Origin of the sequence: Tsukamurella hominis (genome assembly GCF_965137015.1) — a bacterium.
Lineage (GTDB): Bacteria > Actinomycetota > Actinomycetes > Mycobacteriales > Mycobacteriaceae > Tsukamurella > Tsukamurella hominis.
The window spans coordinates 74,002-99,061 of sequence record NZ_CBCRZG010000010.1; the positions used below are offsets into that span (position 1 = coordinate 74,002).

At 72.0% G+C, this 25,060-nt stretch carries 28 protein-coding genes; 2 read left to right on the forward strand and 26 right to left on the reverse strand.

Annotated elements, in window-relative coordinates; genetic code table 11:
• Positions 1-40: 40 nt before the first annotated feature.
• The 4 genes from ACM9LD_RS14205 to ACM9LD_RS14220 are packed head-to-tail and all read right to left on the reverse strand — an operon-like array spanning position 41 to position 3,915.
• Complete coding sequence (locus ACM9LD_RS14205) at positions 41-1,327, reverse strand: MFS transporter (protein ID WP_415677275.1); 1,287 nt, start codon at positions 1,325-1,327, stop codon at positions 41-43.
• Positions 1,320-2,006 (reverse strand): methionine ABC transporter permease, encoded by a 687-nt coding sequence (locus ACM9LD_RS14210; protein WP_259139893.1) that lies wholly within the window; start codon positions 2,004-2,006, stop codon positions 1,320-1,322. Before ACM9LD_RS14210 ends, ACM9LD_RS14205 begins: the two co-directional genes overlap by 8 nt.
• Positions 2,003-3,049 carry a methionine ABC transporter ATP-binding protein gene (locus ACM9LD_RS14215; protein WP_415677276.1) on the reverse strand — a complete coding sequence of 349 codons (1,047 nt, stop codon included), beginning with the start codon at positions 3,047-3,049 and terminating at the stop codon, positions 2,003-2,005. Before ACM9LD_RS14215 ends, ACM9LD_RS14210 begins: the two co-directional genes overlap by 4 nt.
• Entirely contained in the window at positions 3,046-3,915 is an 870-nt protein-coding gene (locus tag ACM9LD_RS14220; protein ID WP_068525852.1) for a MetQ/NlpA family ABC transporter substrate-binding protein, read from the reverse strand. Before ACM9LD_RS14220 ends, ACM9LD_RS14215 begins: the two co-directional genes overlap by 4 nt.
• 286 nt (positions 3,916-4,201) lie before the next feature.
• On the opposite strand from ACM9LD_RS14220, the gene ACM9LD_RS14225 reads away from it, so the two are divergent.
• Positions 4,202-4,753: a YdeI/OmpD-associated family protein gene (locus ACM9LD_RS14225; protein WP_415677277.1), complete on the forward strand. Its 552-nt coding sequence runs from the start codon at positions 4,202-4,204 to the stop codon at positions 4,751-4,753.
• A gap of 67 nt (positions 4,754-4,820) precedes the next feature.
• On the opposite strand, the gene ACM9LD_RS14230 is transcribed toward ACM9LD_RS14225, so the two are convergent.
• The 22 genes from ACM9LD_RS14230 to rpsP form a co-directional block, all read right to left on the reverse strand.
• Complete coding sequence (locus ACM9LD_RS14230) at positions 4,821-6,065, reverse strand: mechanosensitive ion channel family protein (protein ID WP_415677278.1); 1,245 nt, start codon at positions 6,063-6,065, stop codon at positions 4,821-4,823.
• Positions 6,066-6,337: 272 nt separating this feature from the next.
• Positions 6,338-7,486 carry a DNA-processing protein DprA gene (gene dprA / locus ACM9LD_RS14235; RefSeq protein WP_415677279.1) on the reverse strand — a complete coding sequence of 383 codons (1,149 nt, stop codon included), beginning with the start codon at positions 7,484-7,486 and terminating at the stop codon, positions 6,338-6,340.
• Between the two features lie 2 nt (positions 7,487-7,488).
• Positions 7,489-9,003, reverse strand: coding sequence for a YifB family Mg chelatase-like AAA ATPase (locus ACM9LD_RS14240; RefSeq protein WP_415677280.1), 1,515 nt, complete (start codon positions 9,001-9,003; stop codon positions 7,489-7,491).
• Positions 9,003-9,320 (reverse strand): YraN family protein, encoded by a 318-nt coding sequence (locus tag ACM9LD_RS14245; protein WP_415677345.1) that lies wholly within the window; start codon positions 9,318-9,320, stop codon positions 9,003-9,005. Before ACM9LD_RS14245 ends, ACM9LD_RS14240 begins: the two co-directional genes overlap by 1 nt.
• A gap of 159 nt (positions 9,321-9,479) precedes the next feature.
• On the reverse strand, positions 9,480-10,052 hold the full coding sequence (locus ACM9LD_RS14250; RefSeq protein ID WP_415677281.1) for a TetR/AcrR family transcriptional regulator: 573 nt from the start codon (positions 10,050-10,052) through the stop codon (positions 9,480-9,482).
• A gap of 39 nt (positions 10,053-10,091) precedes the next feature.
• Entirely contained in the window at positions 10,092-11,309 is a 1,218-nt protein-coding gene (locus ACM9LD_RS14255) for an MFS transporter (protein WP_415677282.1), read from the reverse strand.
• Positions 11,310-11,455: 146 nt separating this feature from the next.
• Positions 11,456-11,761 (reverse strand): DUF2469 domain-containing protein, encoded by a 306-nt coding sequence (locus ACM9LD_RS14260; protein ID WP_040768524.1) that lies wholly within the window; start codon positions 11,759-11,761, stop codon positions 11,456-11,458.
• A 43-nt stretch (positions 11,762-11,804) separates the two neighbouring features.
• Positions 11,805-12,488: a ribonuclease HII gene (locus ACM9LD_RS14265; RefSeq protein ID WP_415677283.1), complete on the reverse strand. Its 684-nt coding sequence runs from the start codon at positions 12,486-12,488 to the stop codon at positions 11,805-11,807.
• Between the two features lie 6 nt (positions 12,489-12,494).
• Positions 12,495-13,340, reverse strand: a complete 846-nt coding sequence (gene lepB, locus ACM9LD_RS14270) for a signal peptidase I (protein ID WP_415677284.1) — start codon at positions 13,338-13,340, stop codon at positions 12,495-12,497.
• A gap of 111 nt (positions 13,341-13,451) precedes the next feature.
• The gene (locus ACM9LD_RS14275; RefSeq protein WP_415677285.1) at positions 13,452-14,075 is read right to left on the reverse strand and encodes a hypothetical protein; all 624 of its coding nucleotides are present in this window, start codon (positions 14,073-14,075) and stop codon (positions 13,452-13,454) included.
• A gap of 142 nt (positions 14,076-14,217) precedes the next feature.
• Positions 14,218-14,559, reverse strand: coding sequence for a 50S ribosomal protein L19 (gene rplS / locus ACM9LD_RS14280; protein ID WP_019203499.1), 342 nt, complete (start codon positions 14,557-14,559; stop codon positions 14,218-14,220).
• Positions 14,560-14,620: 61 nt separating this feature from the next.
• On the reverse strand, positions 14,621-15,598 hold the full coding sequence (locus ACM9LD_RS14285; protein ID WP_415677286.1) for a hypothetical protein: 978 nt from the start codon (positions 15,596-15,598) through the stop codon (positions 14,621-14,623).
• 174 nt (positions 15,599-15,772) lie between these two features.
• Positions 15,773-18,214, reverse strand: coding sequence for a Tex family protein (locus ACM9LD_RS14290; RefSeq protein ID WP_415677287.1), 2,442 nt, complete (start codon positions 18,212-18,214; stop codon positions 15,773-15,775).
• A gap of 9 nt (positions 18,215-18,223) precedes the next feature.
• A complete protein-coding gene (locus ACM9LD_RS14295) occupies positions 18,224-18,643 on the reverse strand; it encodes a hypothetical protein (RefSeq protein WP_415677288.1) in 420 nt (139 codons plus the stop codon).
• Positions 18,627-19,511, reverse strand: coding sequence for a hypothetical protein (locus ACM9LD_RS14300; RefSeq protein WP_415677289.1), 885 nt, complete (start codon positions 19,509-19,511; stop codon positions 18,627-18,629). The genes ACM9LD_RS14295 and ACM9LD_RS14300 overlap by 17 nt, the downstream gene beginning before the upstream one ends.
• Positions 19,508-19,786 (reverse strand): hypothetical protein, encoded by a 279-nt coding sequence (locus ACM9LD_RS14305; RefSeq protein ID WP_415677290.1) that lies wholly within the window; start codon positions 19,784-19,786, stop codon positions 19,508-19,510. The genes ACM9LD_RS14300 and ACM9LD_RS14305 overlap by 4 nt, the downstream gene beginning before the upstream one ends.
• A complete protein-coding gene (locus ACM9LD_RS14310; protein WP_415677291.1) occupies positions 19,783-20,085 on the reverse strand; it encodes a YbaB/EbfC family nucleoid-associated protein in 303 nt (100 codons plus the stop codon). The genes ACM9LD_RS14305 and ACM9LD_RS14310 overlap by 4 nt, the downstream gene beginning before the upstream one ends.
• Positions 20,086-20,172: 87 nt before the next feature.
• Positions 20,173-21,225: a HAMP domain-containing sensor histidine kinase gene (locus ACM9LD_RS14315; RefSeq protein ID WP_415677292.1), complete on the reverse strand. Its 1,053-nt coding sequence runs from the start codon at positions 21,223-21,225 to the stop codon at positions 20,173-20,175.
• A gap of 139 nt (positions 21,226-21,364) precedes the next feature.
• Complete coding sequence (gene trmD / locus ACM9LD_RS14320) at positions 21,365-22,075, reverse strand: tRNA (guanosine(37)-N1)-methyltransferase TrmD (RefSeq protein ID WP_415677346.1); 711 nt, start codon at positions 22,073-22,075, stop codon at positions 21,365-21,367.
• A complete protein-coding gene (gene rimM, locus ACM9LD_RS14325; protein ID WP_415677293.1) occupies positions 22,075-22,596 on the reverse strand; it encodes a ribosome maturation factor RimM in 522 nt (173 codons plus the stop codon). The genes trmD and rimM overlap by 1 nt, the downstream gene beginning before the upstream one ends.
• A 4-nt stretch (positions 22,597-22,600) precedes the next feature.
• A complete protein-coding gene (locus ACM9LD_RS14330) occupies positions 22,601-22,849 on the reverse strand; it encodes an RNA-binding protein (protein ID WP_013126270.1) in 249 nt (82 codons plus the stop codon).
• Positions 22,849-23,304, reverse strand: a complete 456-nt coding sequence (rpsP, locus tag ACM9LD_RS14335; RefSeq protein WP_415677294.1) for a 30S ribosomal protein S16 — start codon at positions 23,302-23,304, stop codon at positions 22,849-22,851. The genes ACM9LD_RS14330 and rpsP overlap by 1 nt, the downstream gene beginning before the upstream one ends.
• A 236-nt stretch (positions 23,305-23,540) precedes the next feature.
• Between rpsP and ACM9LD_RS14340 the strand changes: the two genes are divergently transcribed.
• The gene (locus tag ACM9LD_RS14340; RefSeq protein WP_415677295.1) at positions 23,541-24,923 is read left to right on the forward strand and encodes a glutamate decarboxylase; all 1,383 of its coding nucleotides are present in this window, start codon (positions 23,541-23,543) and stop codon (positions 24,921-24,923) included.
• Positions 24,924-25,060: the final 137 nt, after the last annotated feature.

Here is a 25,060-nt window from a genome sequence, read left to right on the forward strand (position 1 = left end):
GGACCGGAAAGCCGCAGGTCGCGATGAACAGGAACGGTGTTCAATCGGGCAGGGGCGCGTGCGCGGTCTCGCGGCAGCGGTGGACCACGGGCAGGGCGACGAAGTGGAGCACCACCAGGTAGACCGGGAAGGCGAGGTCGAGGCCGCGCTCGTGCAGCGCGGTGCCGATGGCGGGGATCGTGCCGCCGAAGATCGCGGTCGCGAGGGCGAAGGCGGTGCCGGTGGCCAGCACGCGGATCCGGGACGGGAACATCTCCGCGAGGGCGGTGCCGAGGCTCGCCATCATGAGCGCGGTGATCACCATGCCGGCGCACTGCACGGCGAGCACCGTGACGAATGCGCCGGAGAGCGCGAGGAACAGCGGGATCGTCGCGACGGCCCCGACGACGAGGAAGGCGTACATCAGGGGCTTGCGGCCGATCCGGTCGGAGAGCAGGCCGAGCGGGATCTGGACGAGCCCGTACACGACGAAGGCGATCGCCGAGACGGTCACGGCGCTCTCCTTGTTCAGCCCCTCGGTGAGGATCGCCCACGTGGGCACGAAGGTGCTCCACGCGTAGAAGACCGCGGCGGTGGTCGACGCGAGGACGAAGGCGCGACCGAAGTCGGCGCGGTGGCCGGTGAGGATCTCGCGGTACGGCCTCGTCCCGGCGGATGCCCCGGGATCGGCGAGGGTCTCCGCGGCGCTGCGCCGGATCCACCAGGCGACGACCGCGAGGACGGCGCCGAGGAGGAACGGGACGCGCCACGCCCAGTCCGCCATCGCGTCCGCGCCGACGGTCCCGACCAGCAGCGTGATGGCGAGCAGGCACAGCACCTTGCCGAGGCTGGAGCCCACGTTGACGATGCTCCCGTACGCGCCGCGGCGGTCGCCGGGGGCGGACTCGACGAGGAAGGCGGTCGCGGTGGAGAGCTCGCCGCCGGTCGACAGGCCCTGGATCAGGCGCGCTACCACCAGGATCACCGGGGCGAGCACTCCCACCTGCGCGTACGTCGGCGCGACGCCGATGAGCAGGCTGCCCAGCCCCATCATCGCGACGCCGACGGCCAGCGTGGGCTTGCGCCCGTACCGGTCGGCCATCCGCCCCATGAGGACGCCGCCGATGGGCCGCGCGAGGAAGCCCACGGCGAACACGGTGAAGGTCGCTAGCAGCGGCACCACCGACTCCGCGTCGCCCGGGAAGAACTGGCGGGAGAAGTAGATGGCGAGGAAGGAGTAGGCGCTCCAGTCGAAGTACTCGACGAGGTGCCCCACCGACCCGGTGAGGATCTGCGTGCGCCGATTCGGTCCCGTCGCGGGCGACGCGACCGCGCCGGTCTCAGTCACGGTGCTGCAACCGGCGGGAGAGCCAGTTGCCGAAGAACTGCGCGATCTGCACCACGACGATGAGCACCACGATCACCACCAGCGTGAGCTGCCAGTTGTTCTGCTGGTAGCCGTACTGGCGGGCGAAGTCGCCCAGGCCGCCGCCGCCGACGTAGCCGGCCATGGCCGACATGTCGACCACCGCGACGAACATGAACGTGTAGCCCAGGGTGAGCGGCGCGAGGCCCTCCGGGATCACGACGGTCGCGAGCGTGCGGACCTTGCTCGCCCCCATCGACCGCGCGGCCTCGACCACGCCGGGATCGACAGTCACGAGGTTCTGCTCGACGACGCGGCCGATCACGAAGGTCGCCATCACGGTCATCGCGAAGGCCGCGGCCTCGACGCCGATCCGCGTGCCGATCACCTCTTTGGTGATCGGTGCGATCGCCGTGATGAAGATGATGAACGGGATGGGCCGGATGATGTTGACCAGCACGTTGAGCACCGAGAACACCGCGCGATTGGCGAGCAGGTTGCCGGGCCGGGTGGCGTAGAGCAGCGTGCCGTAGACGAGTCCGAGCAGGCCGCCGACGATCATCGTGATGCCGACCAGGCGGACGGTCTCGCCGATGGCGTCGATGAAGACGTCCTGCGTCCCGGGCGGGAAGACGTCGTCGAGGAAGGTCGGGTAGGTCATCGGACGATCTCCTGACCGGTCTGCGGGTCCTTGACGTGCGCGAGGGATCCGAGCTGCGCGACCGCCGCGGCGACCGCGGCCTCGTCGCCCGTCACCGAGTAGGTCAGCGAGCCGAACGGGCGGCCGCCGACCTCGGCGACGCCGCCGTAGAGCACGCGCGCGCCGGTGCCGTGCGCGGCGAAGACCTCCGCCGCGTCGAGCGCGTCGGGCTCGTCCCGCACGTCGACGGTGACGACGGTGCCGGGTCGGGCCGCGTGCAGGCGCTGCAGCGTCTCCGGGGTGACGTCGTCGCCGACGGCCGCGTGGACCAGCGACGTGGTCGCGGGCGACGTGGGCGCGGCGAAGACGTCGTATACCGGGCCGTAGTCCACGAGCTTGCCGTGATCGAGCACCGCGACGGTGTCGCAGATGCGGCGGATCACGTCCATCTCGTGGGTGATCACGACGATGGTGGTGCCGAACTCACGGTTGACCCGCAGCAGCAGGTCGAGGACCTCGCTGGTGGTGCCCGGGTCGAGCGCGCTGGTGGCCTCGTCCGCGAGCAGGATCTTCGGGTTCCGGGCCAGGGCGCGGGCGATGCCGACGCGCTGACTCTGCCCGCCGGACAGCTTGTTCGGGTACTGCTTCGCCTTGTCGCCGATGCCGACGAAGTCGAGCAGCTCCGCGACGCGCGTGCGGCGCTCGTCCTTCGACAGGTCCCCCAGCGTGAGCGGGTACTCGACGTTCCCCGCCACCGTGCGCGAGTTCATGAGGTTGAACCGCTGGAAGATCATGCCCACCTGGGCGCGCAGCTTCTGCAGGTCGCGCTCGCCGAGCGTGCCCACCACGGTGTCGAGCACACGCACCTCGCCGGAGGTGGTGGACTCGAGGCCGTTGATGGTGCGGATCAGCGTCGACTTGCCGGCGCCGGACTGCCCGATCACGCCGGTGATCGATCCCTCTTCGATCGCGAAGCTGACCCCGTCGAGCGCCTTCGTCGTGCCGAAATCCCGGGTGGTGTCGCGGAACTCGATCGCCACCCGGGTATCGGTCGCGCTACTCACTTGCCGCGGGCCTTGACCTGCTCCTGCAGCTTGACCGTGATCTGCTGCAGCTCGTTCGCGGGCTTCTGGATGAGGATGAACGTGTCGCCCTTGTCCTTGCGCAGCGCCTCGACGACCTTCTGGTCCTGGTACAGCTTCGCCAGCTGGAGGTACTTCGGGTTGTCCTTGTCGGCCTCGCGGACGACGAAGGCGTTGATGTAGGGCTCCGACGCCGGGTTGGCCGGGTCGTCCTTGGCGATGATCAGGTCCTTGCCGAGCTTGGCGTTCTCGGCCGGATCGTTGTTGACGACGGCGCCGTCGACGCTGTCGAGGCTCAGCGCGGTCTGGTTGGCGTCCACCGTCTTGACGGTGACCTTCGACGCGGCGGTGTCGATGTCGGCCGGCGTGACGAACGGGTTCTGCTCGACCTTGAACTTCACGAGGCCGGCCGAGTACAGCACGAGCAGCGCGCGGGAGAGGTTGGTCGGATCGTCCGGGACGACGATGGTGCCGCCCTGCGGGATGTCGGCCACCGACTTGTGCTTCTTCGAGTACAGCGGCAGCGGGTAGATCGCGGTCGCGCCGATCGGCACCAGCTTGGTGTTGTTCTTGGCGTTGTAGTCGGCCAGGAACAGCAGGTGCTGGTACTCGTTGATGTTCAGGTCGCCGTCGTTGAGCGCGGCGTTGGGCTGCTTGTAGTCGCTGAAGTTCTTCAGCTCCACGTCGATGCCCTGGTCCTTCGCGAGGCCCTTGTAGACCTGCCAGAACGCCTGGGCACCGTCGGTCACGCCGATGGTGACGGCGTCACTGCTCGAGCTCGAGCCGCACGCGGCGACACCCGAGGCGAGGGCGATGGGCACGACCAGGGCGAGCGCGAAACGCTTCATCTTCACGGTTGATGTTCTCCAACTCGACGGCACCGGGGATCTCCCAGCTGCGTGAACGATACCTACTGGTTAGTACATCGGTGGGACAAGCGCGCGGTTGGGCCCGGCGCGCGGTTCCGTGACCAGGTTCGACGGTCCGCCGCCGGTTTCGCTCATGAGTGCACCGAATGATCGCCCGCCCCCGGACGGGCGCATCGGACCGGATCGATCACGAATCGAGAAGCCCGCCCGGGCGGCCGCTCGTAGTCTCGGTGGTGAACCCGAGGACCACCGCGAGGAGAGCACCATGACCGCCCGCAGCGCCACCGCCGTCCGCTTCACCGCCACCGCCGAGGTGCTCGGCGAACGGACCCTCGTCCGGCTGCCCGCCGACGCCAGCGCGGCGCTCCCGTCACGCGGCCAGGTCGCCGTGACCGGCACCCTCGACGGCGCGGACTTCCGCACCGTCGTCGAGCCGGACGGCCGCAAGGGGCACTGGATCGCCCTCGACGACGCCCCGGTCGAGGCCGGCGACGAGGTCGCCCTGGACCTCGCGCCGACGAAGGAGTGGCCGGAGCCGACGGTGCCCGACGACCTGCGGGCGGCCCTCGACGGTGCGCCGGACACCGCCGACGTGTGGAGCGACATCACGCCGATGGCCCGGTGGGAGTGGGTCCGGTGGATCGGCGCCACGAAGAACCCGGCGACCCGGGCCAAGCGCGTGGACGTGACGATCTCCAAGATGCGCTCGGGCAAGCGCCGGCCGTGCTGCTTCGACCTCGCCTCGTGCACCGATCCGGAGCTGATGAAGAACGGCGAGCTGATCGCGCCCGAGGACGCGGCGCTCCGCCCGGCGTAGCCCCCCGGAACGCCGCACCGGCCGGTCCGCGACACGCGCGGGCCGGCCGGTGAGAGGTCGTGCGGATTCAGTTCTGAGGTGGCTGCTGCCCGCCCGGGCGACCGGGATCCTGCGGGTCCGGGCCGGGCCAGCGCTCGGGGTCGGGTCCCGGCTGCCAGCCCTGCTGCCATCCCTGCGGCTCGGCGCCGGGATGGCCGGCGTGCTGCCCGGTGTGCGGGGCCTCGCCCGGCTGCCACGCCGGAGGCTCGGTGGCCTGCCGGTTCCAGGCGTCGGGACCGCTCTGCCAGCCCTGCGACGGGCTCGGCGCGCTGTGCTGGGGCGCCCGCCCTCCGTACTGGTGCTGGCCGGGCTGGTGCTGTCCGGCGGGCTGCGCGGGCAGCCCGACGGTCGGCGGCTGCCCACCCTGGGCGGCGAACTGCTGCCCGGTGCCCGGTGCCTGCTGCGGAGCGGCCTGGGTGTGCTGCGCCGAGAGCGGCGCCTGGGGCGGGAGCGGCGGCTGGTAGCCCGGGGCCTGGGGCGGCACCTGCTGGGCGGCCTGCGCCAGCGGCGGCTCCCCCACCGGCGCCTGCCCCGCCGGGCTCTGGGCCGAACTGGTGCGCGCGGCCTCCTTCGCGGCCTCCTCGCGCTCGGCGCGGCGGGCCGGGATCTCGGTCTCGACCTTGCTCAGCCAGCCGTCCCAGCGCTGCTGCATCGGCTTCACCAGTCCGCCGCCGACGCCCACGACGATGACGCCGCCGATCGTGGCGAGCACGGCGACGAGGACGGGGGTGGTGACCGTGGTGGCGACGCCGATCTGGTTCAGTGCCGCGATGATGCCCGCACCCCAGATGAACAGCGAGGCGATGGTCGCGAGCAGCGGGCCGTACGAGGCGCTGCCGAGCGCGCCGCCGACGATGTCCTTCACCGCCTTCGCGATCGCGGCGACGATCACGATGATGAGGATCGCGACGAACAGCTTGGGCAGCCACGCGACGAACCGGGACAGCAGGTCCCCGATCGGATTGGGGCCGAAGACCCCGATCGCGAGCTGCAGCGTGATGAGCAGGACCGCGTAGTAGACGACCTTGGCGAGCAGGGTCGAGGCGTCGTAGTCGCTCTTGGCGAGGACGCTCTGCAGGCCGCTGCGCTCGGCGAGCCGGTCGAAGCCGACCTTGGCGAGGATCTTCGCGATGATCTTGGACAGGATCTTCGCGACGATCCAGCCGATGATCAGGATGACCAGGAAGGCGGCGAGTTTGGGGACGAAGGTCGCGACGGAGCTCCAGGCGTCCGAGAGCCCGGCCCCGTAGTCGATGGCGAGTTGGGAGGTCATGGGTTCACCTCTCGATCAGCGATACCCGGGCACGCCGAACGCGTGGCGGATATCCACGGGAAGGACTTGGGGACCACGCCGGTTACTGGACACCGCCACCCTGGGGCCAACCCTAGGCACTCAGCGTGCCGATCTCGCGTCAACACCCCCAACTCCCGCGACAAGCAATCGCATTCACGACATTTCGCCCGGTCGCATCGGGTTCGATTGAGGCGTTTGCAAATTCCAGCGGGTGCGACTTCACCGGATCTACACCCCGCGACGTGCGCCGGTCAGCCGTCGAGGCGCCACAGTGCGCCCTCACGTCGCACCAACCCCTTCGTCTCGAGCAGGGCGAGCTGTCCCATGACCGCGCGGGCGGGCAGCCCTGCGATCACGGCGATCTCCGACACCGACAGCGCGGATCTCGCCGGGAGCGCGCCGTGCACCCGCAGCGCCGGCCCGTCGAGGCCGTCCGTCGGGCGCGCAGGGACGTCGAGTTCCAGCGCGAGCTCACCGATCCGGCCCACCTCCTCGATCACCTCGGCGGACCGGGTGACCAGCACGGCCCCTTCCCGGATCAACTGATGGCAGGTCACCGAGGTCGCCGCCGTCACGGGACCGGGCACCGCGCACACCGGCACCCCGCGACGACGCGCCCACGTGGCGGTGTTCCTGGTGCCCGACCGGAAGCCGGCCTCCACCACCACGACACCGCCGGTCGCAGTGCCCACGATCCGGTTGCGGTTCAGGAACCGGTGCCGCGCGGGCACACCGCCCGGCGGGTACTCGGAGACGACGAGACCCGTCTCCGCGATCCGCCGGAACAACCCGGCGTGGCCGGCGGGGTACGGCCGGTCCAGGCCGCCCGCGACGAAGGCCACCGTCGGGCCCTCGGCGGCGAGCGCCGCGCGGTGCGCCGCCCCGTCGATCCCGTACGCGCCGCCGGAGACGATGGAGAAGCCCTCGGCCGCGAGGTCGCCGGCGAAATCGTCCGTCACCCGCTCGCCGTAGCTCGACGGCGCCCGCGTCCCGACCATCGCCACGGACCGCTCCAGCAGCTCGTCGAGACGTCCCCGGCCGACCACCCACAGTGCCACCGGCCGCAGTTCACGGACCTCGTCCTCGTGCTCGGTGTCCTCCGATGGCAGACGCTCGGCGAGCCGCCGCACGGACTGCTCCGGCCACTCGTCGTCGTCCGGCGTCACCAACCGGCCGCCGAGGTGCGCGATGTGGGCGAGATCGGCGTCGGCCCGATCCTCCTGCGCCCGGCCGACGGTGCCGTCGGCCACGTCCTCGAAACCGTCGGCGAACTCCCGACGGCGCACCATGTCCGCCGCGGCCACCGGTCCCACCTCCTCGACGAGGGCGACCAGCGGCCCGCACGGCGGCTCCGCGACCCGGCTCAGATACGCCCACGCCCGCCTCACGTCCTCGCTCATCGTCACTCCTTGTCCCGGAACTGCAGGGCCTGAATCACTTCGTCCTCGCCCGGCTTGTCCAGGCCGAGCAGGTCCGCAAGCGTCCACGACAATCGCAGGCAGCGGTCCGCGCCGCGCGCCGTGATCTTCCCGCCCCGCAGGTAGAGCTCCAGCGGACGAAGAGCCTTGGCCGAGAGCCGGAACCGGCGGCGCAACACGACGCCCGGGACCTCCGAGTTCGTCAGCCATCCCTCGGCGCCCCAGCGGGCCGCCGCCGCCTCCCGCGCTCGGCGTACCCGGTCGCGCACCGTCGCACTGGATTCCTCCGCAACGCCGTCCTCGTGCAGCGCGCCGGTGCCAGGAGGTTCCATGCGCACCCACAGGTCCACCCGGTCGAGCAACGGCCCGGACAGGCGGCCGAGGTAACGGCGGCGGACCGTCGCGGTGCACGTGCAGTCCTGGTTCCGGGCGGGCGCACAGGGACACGGGTTCGCGGCCATGACGAGGAGGAACCGCGACGGGTACTTCACCACGCCGTCGCGGCGCGCGAGCCGGATCTGGCCCTCCTCCAACGGGGTCCGCAGCGCCTCGAGCGAGCGCGGCCCCATCTCGGCGCACTCGTCGAGGAAGAGCACGCCGCGGTGCGCGAGCGACACCGCACCGGGGCGGGCCAGTCCGCTGCCACCGCCGACGAGCGCGCTCACCGAGGACGTCTGATGCGGCGCGACGAAGGGCGGCACCGTGATGAGCGGCCGGTCCGGGCGCAGGTTCCCGGCGATCGAGTGGATCGCGCTCACCTCGAGCGCCTCCCGGCGCCCCAGCGCCGGCATGATCCCCGGGAGCCGCGACGCGAGCATCGTCTTCCCGATGCCCGGCGGGCCGGTCATCATGATGTGGTGCGCGCCGGCGGCCGCCACCTCCAGCGCGTACTTCGCCTCGGGTTGCCCCACCACGTCGGCCAGGTCCGCCACCGCGGGACCGCGGTCCTCGGCGACGAGCGGTCCCGGTTCTGCCAGGCTCCCCTCCCCCGCGAGCCACGCCACGACCTCCGACAGGTGCGCGGCACCGAGCACCTCGATACCGTCGACCAGGCCCGCCTCGTCGAGGTTGGCGAGCGGCACGACGGCGCGCGTGAAGCCCGACTCCTTGGCGGCGAGCACGGCCGGGAGCACCCCGCGTACCGCCCGGACGCGGCCGTCGAGGGCGAGCTCCCCGAGCAGGACGGCACCGTCGATCCGCCCGACAGACACCCGCTCCGCGGCCAGGAGGATCGCGATCGCCAGGGGCAGGTCGTAGACGGAGCCGACCTTCGGCAGCGTCGCGGGCGACAGCGCGACGGTGACCCGGGTGTCGGGGAATCGGATCCCGATGTTGACGATGGCGGCACGGATCCGGTCGCGGGACTCCTTGAGCACCGTATCCGGCAGGCCCACGAGGTGCACCGCCGGCAGGCCCGGGCCGATGCAACCCTCGATCTCGACCACCGCACCGTCGACCCCGGTGATGGCGACCGAGTGCACCTTGCTCAGCGCGGACATCACGCCACCCCGGCCCGGTACTCGAGCGTGACCGGGCCGCCCGGCGGCGTGTAGACCGACGCCACGTCGATGCGGACCTGCGCGAAGGCGCCCTGCGTCTCGGCCAGCCAGCGCGACGTGAGGGCCCGCAGCTGTGCGACCTTGCGCGGCGTCACCGCGTCGAAGCCGGTGCCGAACGCCGTGCCCGACCGCGTCTTCACCTCGACGATCGCGAGCATCCCGTCCGGCGCGCGGGCGATCACGTCCAGCTCGCCGCGCAGGCCCCCGCCCGAGTACCGCCAGTTCCGCGCCAGCACCGTCCACCCGCGGTCCGCCAGGAAGCCTCAGACCACGTCCTCGCCGGCACGCCCCGTCTCGTTGTTCCCCATGGCCTGATCGTGCCGCCGGTGCACCACAGGCACCGTCCGCGAAGACGGTGCCTGTGGAGAAAAAAGGTTATGTACGCATAATTGTGGATAACCGGCCCCGACGGGCGATCACTGTCGGACGAACCGCTCCGCGATCGACGCCACCTCACGACGGTCCGGAACGGCGCCCTGCACCAGGATCCGGAAGACGACTGGACCCACCAGCTCGGCCGCGGCCACCGTCGGATCGAGGTCCGCAGCCAGCCGCCCGGCGGACCGGTTGCGGTCGATGACGGCCCGGGCGGCATCGCCGAGCGGGTCGGCGCCGGCCATCAGTTCCGCGACCTTCGGATCGTGCTGCGCCTCGCCGATCAGGGCCCGGTAGGCCAGTCCCGCATCGGATTCCGTGAGGAAGACCACGACCGCGGCGAGGAAGTTCTCGACGTCCTCGCGCACCGTCGGCCGGGGCTCCACAGCGAGCTCGAGGACCGCGTCCGCCGCGCTCGCCTCCAGCAGGATCTCGGCCTTCGTCGACCACCACCGGTAGACGGTCTGCCGGCCGACCCCGGCGCGCTCGGCGATGCCCTTCATCGTCATCGCGGCGTAGCCCTCGTCGACGAGCATGTCGTCCACCGCCCGCAGCACCGCCGTGCGCGCCTCCTCGCTGCGGGGCCGCCCGACCGGGCGCTCGGTCTGCGTCATCGCGTCACCGTAACAGCCGACTCCGCCCCTGATTCCCCGTCACGCACGCGACGCCAGGGCGCGGGCGCGCGCCGCCGACCGCGCCTCGACGGCGCACACGACCACGGCCAGTGCGGCGACGACGGCGCAGAAGACCAGCCCCGCGGTGCGCAGGCCGACCGCCGCGGAGAGCGCGCCGACACCGATCGCCGGGAAGGCGAGCATCACGTACAACCCCGCGAAGAAGGACGACGAGACCTCGGCGCGGTGCGCGGGCTCGACCTGCTCGACGGTGGTGGCGATGCCCGCGTTCATGCAGAGTCCGCCGAACAGGCCCAGCACGGCGGCGGAGAGCAGCAGCGCGGCGACGGACTCCGCCGCGAGGGCGACGGCGAGCAGCGCCGCTGCCGCCACCAGGCCGCCGCAGCCGACCACGAGCGCCGTGCGCGGCACCATCCGGCGCGCCACGAGCTGCCCGATCGCCATGCCCGCGAAGGCGAGGAAGACGACGAAGCCGGCGAGGGCGTGTCCGGGCAGGTGCAGGAAGCGCGCGAGGAAGATCGCGGAGACCGCGGTGAGCACACCGGTCACGGCGAACGCCGAACCGGCGGCGAGAACGGCCCGCACGAAGGCGCCGTGGATCTCGCTCGGCACCCGCAGTCGCCGGGGGCGCAGCCGCACCGAGCCGGCGACCGCGGTCCTCGGCGCGAACGCCCACAGCCCGGCGAAGGCGGCCACCGAGAGCACGAGGTGGACGACGAACGGCACGACCAGCGGCGATGCCGAGACGTCGGCGACGGCGCCCGCCAGCAGTGTGCCCACCGCCAGGCCGCCGGTGTTGACGGCGACCGCGAGGGTCCCGGCGGCCGCCCGCTTCTCAGGGGCGAACAGGTCGATGACCGCCGCGGTGCCGGTGCCGCTCATGAGCCCGGCCCCGAGGCCGGAGACGATGCGCGCCACGATGAGCAGCGGCAGCGACGGGGGCAGCAGGAAGAGCAGGGCGCTGACGATCGCCAGCGTCACGGCCACGAGGAGCACCGGGCGGCGCCCGATCTCGTCGGACAGCCGCCCGAAGACGGTGAGCGCGGCGACGACGCCGAGGGCGTACACCGCGAACAGCACGGTGACGGTGAGCGGGCTGAATCCGAGCTGCGCGGAGTAGATCGAGTAGAGGGGCGTGGGGAGGGTGGTACCCATCATGACCACTAGGAACGCGAAGGCCGTGCACACCACGGCCGGCGCGACGCGGTAGGGAACCGCGGTCCGATCAAGCAACATGAGATATTCCTTCTATATCGAGACAATGTGACTCGTTATAGAAACGATAGCAGATATTCGAGACACTGTGCACCGTTAATTTTCCGGCGGAGACGCCGCAGGCACCGTCCCCGACGGGAACGGTGCCTGCAGCAGGATCGGCCGGCTCACTCCGGGAGTCGCAGCTCCGGCTTGTCGAGCTCCTCGATGTTGACGTCCTTGAACGTCACTACGCGGGCCTGCTTGAGGAAGCGCGCCGGGCGGTACATGTCCCACACCCAGGCGTCGGTCATCCGCACCTCGAAGTAGACCTCGCCGTCCGCGTTGCGCGGGATCAGATCGACCCCGTTGGCGAGGTAGAAGCGGCGCTCCGTCTCCACCACGTAGGTGAACTGGCTCAGCACGTCCTTGTACTCGCGGTACATGGAGAGCTCCATCGCGGTCTCGTACTTCTCGAGATCCTCTGCGCTCACGTCGTCCTCCTCACCTGATGTCATCTGTCGTAACCGCTCCAGATTACCGCGCCGCCGCGATGTTCCTCGACGACGCGTCCAGCGCGGCCCGCACGTTCTGGTACCGCATGCGGTGCTGGGCGCTCGGCCCCAGCTCCCCCAGCGCCGTCATGTGCACCGCCGTCGAGTAGCCCTTGTGCACCGCGAAGCCGTACCCGGGGAAGTCGTCGTCCAGCTCCGTCATCACGCGGTCGCGCGTCACCTTCGCCAGCACGCTGGCCGCGGCGATGCACGAGGCGGAGGCGTCGCCGCCGATCACCGGCAGCGACGGGATGCCGAGGCCGGGCACGGTGAAGCCGTCGATGAGCACGTATCCCGGCCGCACCTGCAGGCCCGCGATCGCGCGCCGCATCCCCATGATGTTCGCGACGTGGACGCCGATCCGGTCGATCTCGGGCGCCGGGATCGAGACGACCGACCAGCTGACGGCGAGCTCGAGGATCTTCGGATACAGCTGCTCCCGGGCGTTCTCGGTGAGCTTCTTCGAGTCGTCGAGCCGCGCCAGCGACGGCGGTATGCGTGCCGGCAGGATGCACGCGGCCACCGTCATCGGGCCCGCACAGGCGCCGCGCCCGGCCTCGTCGATGCCCGCCACCGGCCCGAGGCCGGCCCGCCCGAGCACGGTCTCGAGCGTGCTCAGGCCCGACGATGCCCGCACCACCGGTCGCGGGGGCCATCGGTCGCGCATGCGCCCCTAGCCCTGCTGCGGGTTGATCGAATCCACCGTCTGCCAGCGGCTGAACGGGTAGATGATCGCGACGACCTTGCCGCGGATGTCGGCCTTGGGGATCGTGCCCTGCAGCTCGTCCTCGATGTGGAAGCGCGAGTCGCGCGACATGGTGCGGTTGTCGCCCATGGCGAAGACGTTGCCGTCGGGGATCGTGATCGGCCCGAAGGGCACGCCCCAACAGCCGTCCTGCTCGGCCATTTGCTTGGCAGCGTCGGCGAGGTAGGGCTCGACGAGCTTCTTGCCGTTCACGGTGACACCCGTCTCGGGGCGGCACTGAATGGTCTGGCCGCCCACCGCGATCACACGCTTGACCAGGTCGTTCTCGTTCGGCGGCTGCAGGCCGACGTACGACAGGGCCTCCTGGAGGCCGCGGATCACGGTATTGCTCGAGCGCACCGGCGTCACGGGGTCGAGCCCCCAGGACTCGGTGGGCGCGCGGAAGACGACCACGTCGCCCGGCTTGGGGTCGCCGGTGAAGTAGCTGATCTTCTGCGTCACGATCCGGTCACCGGTGCAGCCCTCGCACCCGATCAGGGTGGGCTCCATCGACTCGGACGGCACGTACCACTGGCGGCCGACGAAGGTCTGCAGGCAGAAGCTGAGCACCAGCGCGACCAGCACGATCGCGCCGACCTCGAGCGGCCAGTTGGTCTTCTTGTCCTTCTTCGCCTTCGCACCCTTCCCGTCCGTGGGCGCGTCGGAGCCGTTGGTCCCCCGCTCGTCGCCCGACGGTGCCGGGTCCGGTGCGGCGTGGCGGCCGCCCTTGCGCAACGGCTCGGGGGTCTCCGGGGAGTTCGTCTGCTCGGGCACGGGTACACACTACCGAGCAGGCGGTGCGGACATCCGATCGCGGAGCCGCTGGGCGGGCGAGTCTGCCGCCGCGGACAGCATCCGTCGAACGCCGGCGAATCCGCGTCGCCGTCACATGTGCGCGTAGACGATGCGTGGACGAGGCCCGATCGCGCGCAGGAGCTCGGCGTCGAGGCCGGGGACGAGCGACAGGGTGGGCCAGTTCCAGAGCGCGACCGCGCAGTCGGTGAAGTAGGTTCCGCCCTCGCCCTGCCAATCGCCGATGAGGCCCGTGGTTCCGCAGTTGTTGCACGTCACCGTCGGCTCGATGCGACTGTCGAACCACTGCTGGCACCACTCGCCCATCGGAATCTCCGTGAAATCGCGAGCGCATCCCGGGCACCGGGGATCGTCCGTGGCCTCCACGGCGGTGACGCAGCCGAAGCCCAGGTCGATCTCAGGGCGCTGCGGGTACATCGATCGCCACCGGGCGATGGCCAGCTCCTCCAGCGCGTCCGCGTCGTAGGCTCCGTCGCGGAAGTCGGGCGAGGCGTCGATGACGCCGCGATAGGCGTGCCCGCACAGTTCCATGATCCGCGGGTCCGCTCGTGCCTCGTCGAGGCACCATCTGGCGTCGGCGAGCCTCAGCTCGGCCCCACGACGCTCCGCGATCTCCGCGACCGCCTCGGCGCGCGCCCGTCGTCCCGGGTCGCCCGGCGGTGCCACCGAGATCACGTAGATGCAGCTCTCGCTCAACTGCTCCCCCCTTCCCCCGCGCAGAGTCCGTTCTCGCTGTCGAGCCTAGGCGGAGACAGACGAGCGCCCCACGATCCTCGGGATCGTGGGGCGCTCGGGAGGTGCTACGCGGCGGTCACTCGGATCGCCGGCGGCGCTGATGTCAGCGCTTCTCCTTGATCTTGGCGGCCTTACCGCGCAGGTCGCGCAGGTAGTACAGCTTCGCGCGACGGACGTCACCACGGGTGAGGACGTCGATCTTGGCGATGTTCGGGGAGTGCACGGGGAAGGTGCGCTCCACACCGACGCCGAAGGACACCTTGCGCACGGTGAAGGTCTCGCGCACGCCGCCGCCCTGGCGGCGGATCACGACGCCCTTGAACACCTGGACGCGCTCCTTGCTGCCCTCGATGACCTTGACGTGCACGTCAAGGGTGTCGCCGGGGCGGAAGTCGGGCACATCGCTGCGCAGGGACTGCTGGTCAATGAAGTCGAGCGTGTTCATCGCTGGATCATCCGTTTCTTACATGTCTTCGTGAGCAGAGGACCCTGGCGGCCCGTCGCGACTACTGCCGCGGGGGTTCGACCGGTTCGTACTCCTGTCCTGCCGGCCGCTCCGCAGCCGGATACGCCCGGGTAGCACGCAGCCCGGGCAACCTGTTGATTGTGCCAGATCGCCGCCGGTTTTTCGAAATCGTGAGCCGCCGGGCCATCGACCGGGGCCGACGGGGCGGCGCCGGCGCGGGCACGACGGTGCGGTCCAGCTCCTTCTCAGCGTCCTCGCGCAGGTTCGGCAGCAGATCCGGGCGGCCCGCCATGAGGTCCTGCACGGCGATCTTGGCGCGGATCAGCGGGCGACGCAGCCGACGCTCGCGGCGCAGGGCGCGGAGCATCCGCCGCGAGTCCTGCTCGTACCGCCAGCGGGCCCACGGCGCGCCCGGCCGGGAGAGCCGGATCGCGCCGATCAGCAGCAGTGGGAAGAAGAACAGGCCGATCAGGCCGGTCCAGATCTTCCCCTTGAGCAGCACGATCGCCGCGGTGCCGAGGCTGATCACGCCGAAGCCGATCTGCGCGGCCCGCTCCGGCGAGTCCCGGAATCCCGCGAAGTCCACCAGGTCGAGGGGGCGCAGCCCCAGCAGCAGCAGGCCGCTCATGGCGATCGCCACGAACACCGCGTCGACGGACGCGCGCCCCTCCTCCTGCCAGTACACGTCGCGCAGGTAGAGGATCAGTGCAAACTCGTCGAGGATCAGCGCGGCCCCCAGCCCGAAGACGCCCGCGAGCACCGCGGCCGTCGTCTGGGTGGCCTTGTCGAAGTTCGCGATGAGGCCGATCGCCGAACCCAGGCACAGCACCACACCGAACACCATGTGGTGCAGGTGCAGGCCGCCGGGCTTGACGTTGCCGAACCACCAGCGCACGTTCGCCCGAATCAGCCGCACGCTGATCCGGATCCCCATGAAGCCCACGATCAGACCGATGCAGAAGGAGAACAGCGGCAGCCGTCCCCCTGCGACGATGTCGTTCGCGAACCAGGTGGACATCCCTCCAACCTAGCGCCGCGCACCGTCGCCCCAGGTCGGAACGCCGCCGCCCGCGCACGCCCGCGTACGCGGATGGCTTCCGCGCACGGTGCGCGGCTGTGCGCACGCGGCACGTCCGCACAACCGCGTGGTGTGCGCGGATCGCTCGCCGCGCACGCGGCGCGTGCGCGGGGACTACTTCCCGAAGCCCGCCTTGCGCAGCGCGTCCGCCATCGAGCCCGACGGTGCCGCCTGCCCACCGCCGCGCGACGACCGGTTCTGGCCGCCGCCCCGCTGCCCCTGGCCGCGGTTCTGGCCGCCGTGTCCACCCTGCCCGCGCTGGCCACCACTCGGCTGCCCACCGCGGGCGTCGCCGCGCGGACCGCCGCCCCGAGGACCGCCGCCGCGCTGCGCTCCCCCGCCGCGCGGTCCGCGCTCCTTGGGGGCGGCGTCGTCGTTCAGGCGCAGCGAGAGACCGATCCGCTGGCGCTCGACGTCCACGTCGACCACCTTGACCTTGACGACCTGGCCGGACTTGACCACCTCGTGCGGGTCGGAGACGTACCGGTCCGACATGGCGGAGACGTGGACGAGGCCGTCCTGGTGCACCCCCACGTCGATGAACGCGCCGAACGCGGCGACGTTGGTGACCACGCCCTCCAGCACCATGCCCGGCGTGAGGTCGGACACCTTCTCGACGCCGGCGGCGAAGGTCGCGGTGGCGAAGGCGGGACGCGGATCGCGGCCCGGCTTCTCCAGCTCGGCGAGGATGTCGGTCACCGTCGGGACGCCGAAGCGCTCGTCGGCGAGTTCGGCCGCGATGTCCGCGGGCCGCAGCTTCGCCAGCGCCGGGCCGTTGCCGATGAGCTCGGCGAGGGCCAGCCCGGAGCGGTCGAGGATCTTCCGCACCACGGGGTACGCCTCGGGGTGCACGCCCGAGGCGTCGAGCGGGTCGTCGCCGCCGCGGATCCGGAGGAAGCCGGCGCACTGCTCGAAGGCCTTGGGGCCGAGGCGCGGCACGTCCAGCAGGCCCTTGCGGCTGCGGAAGGCGCCGGCGCCGTCCCGGTGCGCGACGATCGCGGCCGCCAGGTTCTCGGTCACGCCGGAGACGCGCGCGAGGAGCGGGGCCGACGCGGTGTTGAGGTCGACGCCGACGGCGTTCACCGCATCCTCGACGACCGCGTCGAGCGACTTGGCGAGGCTGGCCTGCGAGACGTCGTGCTGGTACTGACCGACGCCGATCGACTTGGGATCGATCTTCACCAGCTCTGCCAGCGGATCCTGCAGGCGACGGGCGATGGAGACCGCCCCGCGCAGGGAGACGTCCATGTCCGGCAGCTCCTGCGAGGCGTACTCCGACGCCGAGTAGATCGACGCGCCCGCCTCGCTCACGACCGCCTTGGCCGGGACCTTCGCCCCCGCCTTCTTGATCTCGCCGAGCAGCTCGGTGGTCAGCGCGTCGGTCTCGCGCGATGCGGTGCCGTTGCCGATGGCGACCAGCTCCACGTCGTGCCGGGCGATGAGCGCCGCCAGCAGTGCCTTGGACTTGTCCCACTGGTTCTGCGGCTGGTGCGGGTAGATGATCAGGGTGTCGAGCACCTTGCCGGTGCCGTCGACGACGGCGGTCTTGACGCCGTTGCGGAAGCCCGGGTCGAGGCCCAGGGTGGGCCGGGTACCGGCGGGCGCCGCCAGCAGCAGGTCCTTGAGGTTGGTGGCGAAGACGTGCACGGCGTCGTCCTCGGCGCTCTGGCGCAGCCGGGTCCGCGCGTCGACGGTCGCGGAGACCATCAGCTTCGTGCGCCAGGCCCACCGCGCGACGGTGCCGAGCCACTTGTCGGCCGGGCGCCCCTGGTTCGAGATCCCGAGCGTGGCGGCGACCATCGCCTCGTAGTCGGCGTCCTCACCGCCGTCGAACTGCAGCGAGAGCACCTCCTCCTTCTCACCGCGGAGCACGGCGAGTACCCGGTGCGAGGGCATCTGGTCGAGCGGCTCGGAGAACTCGAAGTAGTCGCGGAACTTCTGCGCCTTCTGCGGGTCGGCACCCTCGCGCACGCCCGTGCGCAGCGTGGAATCGGCCCAGAACTTCTCGCGCACGGTGCCCACCAGCTCGGCGTCCTCGGCCGCCCGCTCGACGAGGATGTGCCGCGCGCCCTCGAGCGCCGCCGCGGCGTCGGCGACGTTCTCGCCGAGATACTCCGCGGCCAGCTCCTCGGGCACCAGCGTGGGGTCCGCGAGCAGGCGCTCGGCCAGCGGCTGCAGGCCGTTCTCCCGCGCGATCTGCGCCTTGGTGCGGCGCTTGACCTTGTACGGGAGGTAGATGTCCTCGACGCGGGCCTTGGTGTCGGCCGCGAGCAGCGCGGCGCGCAGCTCCGGCGTCAGCTTGCCCTGCTCCTCGATGGAGGCGATCACCGCGGCGCGGCGATCGTCGAGCTCGCGCAGGTAGCCGAGCCGCTCCTCCAGCGTGCGCAGTTGCGCGTCGTCCAGGCTGCCGGTGACCTCCTTGCGGTACCGGGCGATGAACGGGACCGTCGACCCCTCGTCCAGCAGCTGGACCGCGGCGGCCACCTGGTTCTCCCCCACCGAGAGCTCCTCGGCGATGCGGGCGGATACGGACTTCACGGGCGCGCTCGAATTCACGCGGCCACCCTACCGGCGGGCACCGACGAGTTCGGCGATCACCGGCTCGGTGGCGCCGCACACCATGACGGCCTCGTACGCGACGTCGGCCAATCCGGCGCCGCCGTCGCGCACGAGGAAGTGCAGGGCCGCCATCACCCGCGCGGACTGGAAACCCAGGATGTAGCCGGTGTGGTCCCCGTCGAGGCGGCGCGCGTGCGCCTCGCGGTCCAGGTGGTCGGCCGCGGCGGCCAGGCGATCCGCCTCGCTCCGCCGGGATCCGGGCGCGCGCCGCTCGTCGAGGAGCACCTCGCCCGCGGCATCGAGGGCGGGATCGGCGGCGCGGTCCAGGGCCCCGGCGACGAGGGCCAGCCCCGCGGCGTGCCGCCGGTCGGCGGGCACCGCGGCGACGGCCTCGGCGAGGTCCGGCAGGCTACTCGAGCGGTGCATCGGCGCCCTCCCAGTCGGTGGACCACGCGTCGGACGACCACGTCGGCGCGAAGCCGGCGGCGCGCAGGTACTCGCACACGTCGGGCGGCGGCGGGGCCGCGCCCACCACCGGGCCCGGCGCGAAACCATGCGCCGCGCAGAAGGTCGCGATGGACAGCTCGGGCCAGGCCTCGTTGCCGGCGGCGAGCTCGCCGTCGCGCAGGATCACACCGGGCCGCAGGTAGCCGTCGAGCTCCGTGGTGCCGACGAGCCGCCACGGCCGGCCCGCCTCGTCGGTCACCTCGGCGACGGCCATCCGCACCCAGCCGCGCGCGGGCCCCGTGACCGCCGCGCACACCTCCCGCAGCCGCAGGTCGAGGTCCGCCGGCGCGGAGGCGGGCACCGCGTAGTGCGCCGACCGGTGGGCACCGTCGGCACCGAGGGCCCGGCCGAGCATCCCCATGCCGGCCACGGACGCAAAGGCGCCGAGCGCGGCGCCGTGCCCCGCCCCGAGTTCGGCGGCTCGTCGGCGGGCCTCCTCGGCGGCGTCCTCGGTCTCGGCCCGGCCGCGTTCGTCCGCGAGGTCGGCGGACTGCTCGGCACCGGGGTCGCCGGGCGGGTTCTGGCCGCGCGCCTCCAGCCGGGCCAGGGCCGTGCGCGCGGCCACGTCGGTCATGCGGGTGCGGGTGTCGTCGACGAGCTGCGCGTACTGCGCGTGGAACTCCGCCCGGGCCCCGTCGAGCTCGGCCGCGGCGACGAGAGCGCCCGCCGGCGGGGCAGTCCCGAGGCCGGCGGCGATCCGGCGGGCCGCGTCGTGCGCGGCGAGGTACCCCTCGACGGTCGCGACGTACGGGCCCGGTTCCGCCGGCCAGAACGCGGGGCCGGTCACCCGACGGCCTCGATCGCCTCGGCCGCGGCGCGGTCGGTTCCGGCCGCGCGTCGGGCCCCGTTCCGGATCCGCGCCGCCAGCGCGCGCAGCTCGGCGACGGCGGCGGCGTGCAGCTCCCTCGCCGCGGCGTCGGACGCGGCGGGGACGTCGCCGAGCGCGAGGGCGTACCGATCGTCCGGGAGCGGCAGCGGCTCCGGTGCGGGCAGGGAGTCCGCGAGCGCGTCGACGGTGCGCGCCTCCCGTTCCCACGCGTCCGGGTCGAGTTCGAAGATCATCGCGGCACCCGGGTCAGCTCGGCGCGCCGCTCGTAGTGCTCGCGCAGGGTGGCGGCGGCGCGGGCCGCGAGCTCGGCGATCAAGGGGCCCAGGCGTTCCGGCGGATGCGCGCGCGGCGTCCCCGGCGCCAGCTCCACATCCACGACGTGCCCCCGGACGTCGACGGTGACGGCGACGGTCCGGTCCTGCGACCGCGCCGTCACCCGGGCGGTGCGGAACTCCTCATCGAGCCGCGCGAGTTCCGCCTCGCGGCGCTCCACGTCCGCGAGCAGCGCCGCGGCACCGCTGATCTGAGCCATGATTCCCCCGAATCCGCCGGCGCCCCCACGCCCGCTCGCGACCCATCATGCCGTGCGGGCGCGCGCAGGGTGCGGGTTCGGCGGCGATCAGTGCGGGCCGGGTGCCGGGGCCTCCCAGTCCGGAAGGCTGTCGCCGCGCACCGCGGGGAACTCCACCCGCAGGCGCGACCCGCCGCGCGGCGAGTCCTCGATGCGGACGGAACCCCCGTGCGCGCGGACGATCTCCTCGACGATGACCAGCGCGAGTCCGGTGCCGTCGGCGCGGAGACGGTCCGGTTCCTCGAAGGGCGCGAAGGCCCGCGCGCGCTCGGCGGCAGGGATGGGCGGGCCGTCGTCGTCGACGCGGAGGACGACGGCGTCGTCGAACGTCGCGATCCGCAGCACAACGGCCGTCTCGGCGTGCCGCGCGGCCTCGTCGAGGAGGTACTGCATGAGCACGGTCAGGTGGGTGCGGGCGCCGAGCACCAGGGTCGTGAGATCGCCCTCGACGGAGAAGGCGGCCCGGGCCGGGGCGCGCACGTCGGTCATCACCTCGAACCACGGCAGGATCTCGCGGCGCGGGCGATCGCCGGCGCGCAGCCGGGCGAGGAGCAGCACGTCGGCGGCGGCCACCTGCAGTCGCTCGGTGGCGGCGAGCCCCCGCTGCACCGCGTGCGCAGGGTCGGGTCCACCGGGCCTGCTCGCCGCCTTCAGGTCCGTGTGGACCGCGGCCAGGGGGCCGCGCAGTGCGTCCGCGGCGTCGCCCACGAAGTCGAGTCGCCGCTCGGCGCCGCGCTGGCGGCGGTCGAGGGCGTCGTTGAGCGTGCGCGCCAGGCGCGTGAGCTCGTCGTCGCCGTCGGGCTCGTCCACGCGCAGCCGGGGGTCACCGTCGGCGAGGTCGCGGAAGCGCCGCTCCAGCACCCCGACCCGCCGCAGGACCCGGTCCGCGACGAACCACGCGACGGCGGCGGCGACGAGGCCCGCCAGGGCCGCGGTGCCGGCGACCGCCCCGGCGGTGGACCCGGGGCGGGTGTCGGAGACCCGCACGGCGGCCCAGGCGATCATCGCCGCGCCGAGGGCCACGGCGATCCCGACGAGGAGCGGCAGACGCGTCCGCGTCGAACCGGGCGACGTCGCGCCCGGCGCCGGTGTCCGTGCCACTCGTCCTCCTCCCGGGCGCCGATCGCCTGGTCCGTGACGGTGCGATCGCGCCGGCACCGTTCCCCGGGTTGACGATACCGACCGTCGATCCGTTCCCAGCGCTCATCGCGCCCGGGACGTGCGGCGTGGCGACCGACCGTCAGGCCGTGGTCTCGGCGCCGTCGGGCGGCAACAGATCCGGCCGACGGTCCGCGGTCCGCGCGAGGGACTGCTCGCGGCGCCACAGCGCGACCTTGGCGTGATCGCCCGACAGCAGGACCGGCGGCACGGTGAGATCGCGCCAGGTCTCGGGCCGCGTGTACGAGGGGCCTTCAAGGAGGCCGCCGGCACCGTCGGAGAAGGAGTCGTCCTGGTGGCTGAGCTTGTTGCCCAGCACGCCGGGAATGAGCCGGCCGAAGGCCTCGACCATGACGAGGACGGCGACCTCGCCGCCGATGAGGACGTAATCGCCGATGGACACCTCGACCACGCGGACGCGGCGGGCGGCGTCGTCGAAGACGCGCTGGTCGATGCCCTCGTAGCGGCCGCAGGCGAAGACGATGTGCTCCTCGCGGGCCCATTCGTGGGCCATGGCCTGCGTGAACTGGACGCCGGCGGGGGTGGGGACGACGAGCAGGGCGTCGTCGGGACAGACGTCGTCGAGGGCGGGGCCCCAGACGGTGGGCTTCATGACCATGCCGGGCCCGCCGCCGTAGGGCGAGTCGTCGACGGCCTTGTGCACGTCGTGGGTCCAGTCGCGCAGGTCGTGCACGCCGAACTCGAGCAGGCCCTTGTCGACGGCCTTGCCGAGCAGCGCCTGCCGCAGCGGCGCGAGGTACTCGGGGAAGATCGTGATGACGTCGATGCGCATCATTCGGGGTCCAGGAGCCCCTCGGGCGGGTCGACGGTGACGACGCCGCCGGCGACGTCGATGTCGGGGACGATCGCGGTGACGAACGGGATGAGGATCTCGCGGCCGTCGGGCGCCTTCACCGACAGCAGCTCGCCGCCGGGCGCGTGCAGCACCTCGGCGATCGTGCCCACATCCTCCCCTCCGACGGTGCGGACGGCGAGGCCCTCGAGCTCGTGATCGTAGAACTCGTCGGGGTCGTCGCTCGGCTCGACGTCGGCGGAATCGATGAGGAACAGCGTGCCGCGCAGTTCGTCGGCGGCGGTGCGATCGTTCACGCCCTGCAGACGCACCAGCAGCCTCCCGGAATGGTTCCGGGAGGCTGCCACGGTGTACGTCTGGGTGTTCTTCTCACGGGGGCGCCGACCGGTGAGGACGGCGCCGTCCGCGAAGCGGAGCTCGGGCGAATCGGTGCGCACCTCCACGACGATCTCGCCGCGGATGCCGTGCGACTTGGCGACGCGGCCGATCACGAGCTCCATCGGGTCAGCGGACCCGATCGGTGTCGACGACGTCGATCCGGATGCCCTTGCCACCGATGCCGGTGACGAGGGTGCGCAGGGCGGTCGCGGTACGGCCACTGCGGCCGATGACCTTGCCCAGGTCGTCCGGGTTCACGTGGACCTCGATCACGCGGCCACGACGGCCGGTGATGAGGTCGACGCGGACGTCGTCCGGGTTCGACACGATGCCGCGCACGAGGTGCTCGACGGCATCGGCGACGACGGCGCTCATTACTCGCCCTCGGCCGGAGCCTCGGCGGGAGCCTCAGCAGCCTCTGCAGGCGCCTCGTCGGCCTTCTTCTCCGCCTTCTTCTTGGGCGTGGTGGCGGCCGCGGCGGGCTCCTTGTCGGCCGCGGCGAGGGCCGCGTTGAAGAGGTCCAGCTTGGACGGCTTCTCGGCGGCGGTCTTCAGGGTGCCCTCGGCGCCGGGGAGACCCTTGAACTTCTGCCAGTCACCGGTGATCTTCAGCAGGGCGAGGACCGGCTCGGTCGGCTGCGCGCCGACACCCAGCCAGTACTGCACGCGCTCGGAGTCGATCGCGATGAGCGACGGCTCCTCCTTGGGGTGGTACTTGCCGATCGACTCGATCGCGCGGCCGTTGCGGCGGGTGCGCGAGTCGGCGATGACGACGCGGTACTGGGGGTTGCGGATCTTGCCGAGCCGCGTGAGCTTGATCTTGACAGCCATGTGCCTGTGGTTCCTTCGTGTAGTCACGTGTGCAATTCAGCGATGCGTCAGGATGAACGCACCCGGTTTTGCCGTCTGGTTGCGTGACCGCCGGGGCGGTATCTCAGCCGCTGCCGGTCAGCAGCGCTCCATTCTGCCACGCCGTGCGACCGGCGCGAAATCGCGTGACCGCGCTCCCGCCGTCGTCCGCCGGCGCTCGGCCTGCCGCGGCGGGCGCGCGGCGGTAGCGTTCGGCCATGGGCACGAATCCCCTCGACGACGACGCCTTCCTCATCCCCGCCTACGCCGGACGACTCGGTACCGACCCGCTCCCCCGCGCCCGGCTCGCGGACGGTGAGACCACGCCGTCGGAGGCGTACCGCTTCATCCACGACGAGCTCATGCTCGACGGCCAGTCGCGGATGAACCTCGCGACCTTCGTCACCACCTGGATGGAGCCGCAGGGCCAGGCCCTGATGTCCGAGTCCTTCGACAAGAACGCGATCGACCACGACGAGTACCCGGCGACGTCCGCGATCGACGCGCGGACCGTGGCGATCGTGGCCGATCTGTTCCACGCCCCCGGTCTGGACCCGGCCGACCCCGCCTCGGCGACGGGCACGTCGACGATCGGCTCCTCGGAGGCCGTCATGCTGGCCGGCCTCGCGCTGAAGTGGCGCTGGCGGAAGGCCCGCCGGGCACGGGGCCTGGACGCGAGCGCACCGAAGCTGGTCCTGGGGTCGAACGTGCAGGTCGTGTGGGAGAAGTTCTGCCGCTACTTCGACGTCGAGCCGGTGTACCTGCCGATCGAACCCGGGCGCTACGTGATCACGCCGGAGCAGGTGCGGGCCGCCGTCGACGAGAACACCATCGGTGCCGTGACGATCCTCGGCACCACGTTCACCGGCGAGTATGAGGACGTGGCAGGGGTCTGCGCCGCGCTCGACGATCTGGCGGCGCAGGGCGGCCCCGATGTGCCGGTCCACGTCGACGCCGCCAGCGGCGGCTTCGTCGCCCCCTTTCTCGACCCCGACCTCGTGTGGGACTTCCGGCTGCCGCGGGTCGCGTCGATCAACGCCTCGGGCCACAAGTTCGGGCTGACGTATCCGGGCATCGGGTTCGTGGTCTTCCGCGACCGGGCGGCCCTCGACGAGGACCTGGTCTTCCGGGTGAACTACCTCGGCGGCGACATGCCCACCTTCACCCTCAACTTCTCCCGCCCCGGCGCGCAGATCATCGGCCAGTACTACAACTTCATCCGCCTCGGCCGCGACGGGTACACCAAGATCATGCGGGCCCTGCGCGGAACGGCGACCTGGCTGGCGAAGGAGGTCGCCGCACTGCCGCACCTGCAGGTCGTCACCGAGGGCTCGGCGTTGCCGGTCGTGACTCTCACCGTCGACGACGCCGCGCCGTTCACCGCCTTCGACGTCTCCCACGAACTGCGCGCCTACGGCTGGCAGGTGCCGGCGTACACGATGCCCGCCGACGCGCAGGACGTGACAGTGCTGCGGATCGTCGTCCGGGAGGGCTTCTCCGGCGACCTCGCGGGCAAGCTCCGCGACGATCTCGCCGCCGCGCTCACCCGGCTCTCGCGGACCGACGGGCCGGGAGAGCGACGGACCGTCTTCCACTATTGACCCCGCGACACGCGGCTCCGGGCCGCGATCCCGCCCGGCCGCTAGGGTCGAGGTGAAGACGGTTCCCATCGCGTGACACGCGCCACTTCGGTGCCGATGTTGCGAAAGCAATGGTTACCGACGGGTAAACTCGACCC

What these genes read in the sequence shown, in the direction of transcription:
- ACM9LD_RS14210 (WP_259139893.1), bottom strand. Translation starts at nt 2,006, where the DNA reads ATGACCTACCCGACCTTCCTCGACGACGTCTTCCCGCCCGGGACGCAG.
- ACM9LD_RS14220 (WP_068525852.1), bottom strand. Translation starts at nt 3,915, where the DNA reads ATGAAGCGTTTCGCGCTCGCCCTGGTCGTGCCCATCGCCCTCGCCTCG.
- ACM9LD_RS14225 (WP_415677277.1), top strand. Translation starts at nt 4,202, where the DNA reads ATGACCGCCCGCAGCGCCACCGCCGTCCGCTTCACCGCCACCGCCGAG.
- ACM9LD_RS14230 (WP_415677278.1), bottom strand. Translation starts at nt 6,065, where the DNA reads ATGACCTCCCAACTCGCCATCGACTACGGGGCCGGGCTCTCGGACGCC.
- dprA (WP_415677279.1), bottom strand. Translation starts at nt 7,486, where the DNA reads ATGAGCGAGGACGTGAGGCGGGCGTGGGCGTATCTGAGCCGGGTCGCG.
- ACM9LD_RS14240 (WP_415677280.1), bottom strand. Translation starts at nt 9,003, where the DNA reads ATGTCCGCGCTGAGCAAGGTGCACTCGGTCGCCATCACCGGGGTCGAC.
- ACM9LD_RS14250 (WP_415677281.1), bottom strand. Translation starts at nt 10,052, where the DNA reads ATGACGCAGACCGAGCGCCCGGTCGGGCGGCCCCGCAGCGAGGAGGCG.
- ACM9LD_RS14255 (WP_415677282.1), bottom strand. Translation starts at nt 11,309, where the DNA reads ATGTTGCTTGATCGGACCGCGGTTCCCTACCGCGTCGCGCCGGCCGTG.
- ACM9LD_RS14265 (WP_415677283.1), bottom strand. Translation starts at nt 12,488, where the DNA reads ATGCGCGACCGATGGCCCCCGCGACCGGTGGTGCGGGCATCGTCGGGC.
- rplS (WP_019203499.1), bottom strand. Translation starts at nt 14,559, where the DNA reads ATGAACACGCTCGACTTCATTGACCAGCAGTCCCTGCGCAGCGATGTG.
- ACM9LD_RS14285 (WP_415677286.1), bottom strand. Translation starts at nt 15,598, where the DNA reads ATGTCCACCTGGTTCGCGAACGACATCGTCGCAGGGGGACGGCTGCCG.
- ACM9LD_RS14295 (WP_415677288.1), bottom strand. Translation starts at nt 18,643, where the DNA reads ATGCACCGCTCGAGTAGCCTGCCGGACCTCGCCGAGGCCGTCGCCGCG.
- ACM9LD_RS14305 (WP_415677290.1), bottom strand. Translation starts at nt 19,786, where the DNA reads ATGATCTTCGAACTCGACCCGGACGCGTGGGAACGGGAGGCGCGCACC.
- ACM9LD_RS14310 (WP_415677291.1), bottom strand. Translation starts at nt 20,085, where the DNA reads ATGGCTCAGATCAGCGGTGCCGCGGCGCTGCTCGCGGACGTGGAGCGC.
- trmD (WP_415677346.1), bottom strand. Translation starts at nt 22,075, where the DNA reads ATGCGCATCGACGTCATCACGATCTTCCCCGAGTACCTCGCGCCGCTG.
- rimM (WP_415677293.1), bottom strand. Translation starts at nt 22,596, where the DNA reads ATGGAGCTCGTGATCGGCCGCGTCGCCAAGTCGCACGGCATCCGCGGC.
- ACM9LD_RS14330 (WP_013126270.1), bottom strand. Translation starts at nt 22,849, where the DNA reads ATGAGCGCCGTCGTCGCCGATGCCGTCGAGCACCTCGTGCGCGGCATC.
- rpsP (WP_415677294.1), bottom strand. Translation starts at nt 23,304, where the DNA reads ATGGCTGTCAAGATCAAGCTCACGCGGCTCGGCAAGATCCGCAACCCC.
- ACM9LD_RS14340 (WP_415677295.1), top strand. Translation starts at nt 23,541, where the DNA reads ATGGGCACGAATCCCCTCGACGACGACGCCTTCCTCATCCCCGCCTAC.